The 1,559-nt window shown below is 51.1% G+C and carries 4 protein-coding genes; all 4 read left to right on the top strand.

Features of this window, described 5'->3' with window-relative positions; genetic code table 11:
• Window positions 1-431 (top strand): hypothetical protein (locus WC359_14235; GenBank protein ID MFA5401604.1); only part of this gene is annotated, 431 nt, incomplete at its 5' end.
• A 136-nt stretch (window positions 432-567) separates the two neighbouring features.
• Window positions 568-834: a hypothetical protein gene (locus tag WC359_14230; GenBank protein MFA5401603.1), complete on the top strand. Its 267-nt coding sequence runs from the start codon at window positions 568-570 to the stop codon at window positions 832-834.
• 223 nt (window positions 835-1,057) lie between these two features.
• On the top strand, window positions 1,058-1,270 hold the full coding sequence (locus tag WC359_14225; GenBank protein MFA5401602.1) for a hypothetical protein: 213 nt from the start codon (window positions 1,058-1,060) through the stop codon (window positions 1,268-1,270).
• Window positions 1,267-1,559, top strand: a 293-nt coding sequence (locus WC359_14220; GenBank protein MFA5401601.1) for a hypothetical protein, incomplete at its 3' end; no start/stop codon positions are given. The genes WC359_14225 and WC359_14220, both read left to right, overlap by 4 nt.

Here is a 1,559-nt window from a genome sequence, read left to right as displayed (position 1 = left end):
AAATGAATAGCTCGGAGCGTATTTATGTTTGCGCCCCGCTGAAGGGCGGCAACCCCACAGTGGAGAATATCACCCTGAATATCCGCCGCGCCCATGCGCTTATGTGCGCGCTGTTGCGGCAGGGATATAATGTCTTTTGCCCGCACACAATGTGGGGCGGCGCATACGGCGTGCTACCGGAGAACACCTTCCTGGCGCTATGCCTGAATTGGCTGTATAGCTGCACCACTGTCGCGCTGCCGGGGCTAACGGAACCCAGGGGCAATATGCTGCCGGAACTCGGATTAGCGGCAACCCTGGGCAAGCGGATCATGTATTGGGATGATGATGCCCAGCGCCTCACCGAGTTGCCGAAGGGATGGCTTGATAAGGTGCTGGGCACCGGGCAATTACCCAACCCTAAGTATCCGCCGGTAGGGGTGCAGCCATGACTCCCGAAGAGATGGATTGTGTAGCACCTCGCGACTATAACAAGCTGACCAAGTGTCCGACCTGCCCTGACCGACATACCTGTGCTGGCGATGCACGCGGGGATAGCGTATTTGACCTGAACCAAGAGGAGGAGTAATGAGCAAATTGGTAACAGGAAACGAATTTTCGGCGATGACCAAACCAGAGCAATATCAACTTTACCTTGATATGAGATGGGAGCTTAACGACCTCCAAGTCAAGTTTGATAGCTTAAACACCGAACTCCTCGCCTCTCGGAAAAGAGATAAGGCGTTCAGGGAATGGCTGGCAAAATACAAGTCTGACAATACATGGAGCGATGACGCTGTGATAGAAGTAATTGACGAAATAGAACGCGCCTATAACAAAGCAGGGGAGGAGTAGAGATGATATTTCGCAAGTTAGGCGAATGGCTATATCGGTGGGCAACCAAGTGCTACCGGCAGGGTAACACCCGCAACGGCACGCCTGTTGATGGGTATATGTGCCCAATTTGCGGTAGCACTGAAATTATATTCCGCCCCGAAACCTACGAGCGTTATGCCACAATACGATGCACTTACTGCAAAAATTACACCACTAAAATCTATGAATGGAGGGTTAAACCATGCCCCTCCTGCTAACCATCACCGCCGCGCTTATGCTGATAGCCATTGCCAAGCTGCTTGCACTGCTGATATGCCCCCGCTGCGGCAATGAGATGTGGCATGACCTGTTGGTGGTGGCGTTATTCGTATTCCTGTGTGTAACCGCGCTCTTGATAGGATACTACTATTGGGAGCTTGACCCGATAAACATTATCGCAAGGATGGAGATATGATAGAACTAACACCGTTTGAACGGGATGCCTTAACATGGGGGTTGAGTGATTTCCACGATGCTATGACTGCGCTAAAAGAAGCGGCATTGTTAATCAAGGAAACCGCCCAGTTCACGAGAGATAGTGTAATCCCGAAGCAAAAGCCCCTTGAATTGTCTTTAGAACTTGACGGCAACCAATGGAGCGTTTTAGCGGGTAGCAATATACAAGAGGGCGTTTGCGGATTTGGCGATACCCCCGAAGAAGCCATTACGGAATTCGCTAAAGAGTGGCTTAAAACGAGGAGCGA

It is taken from the genome of Dehalococcoidia bacterium (genome assembly GCA_041653995.1).
Classification (GTDB): Bacteria; Chloroflexota; Dehalococcoidia; order GIF9; family UBA5629; genus CAIMUM01.
This window is presented reverse-complemented; position numbering and strand designations above follow the sequence as displayed.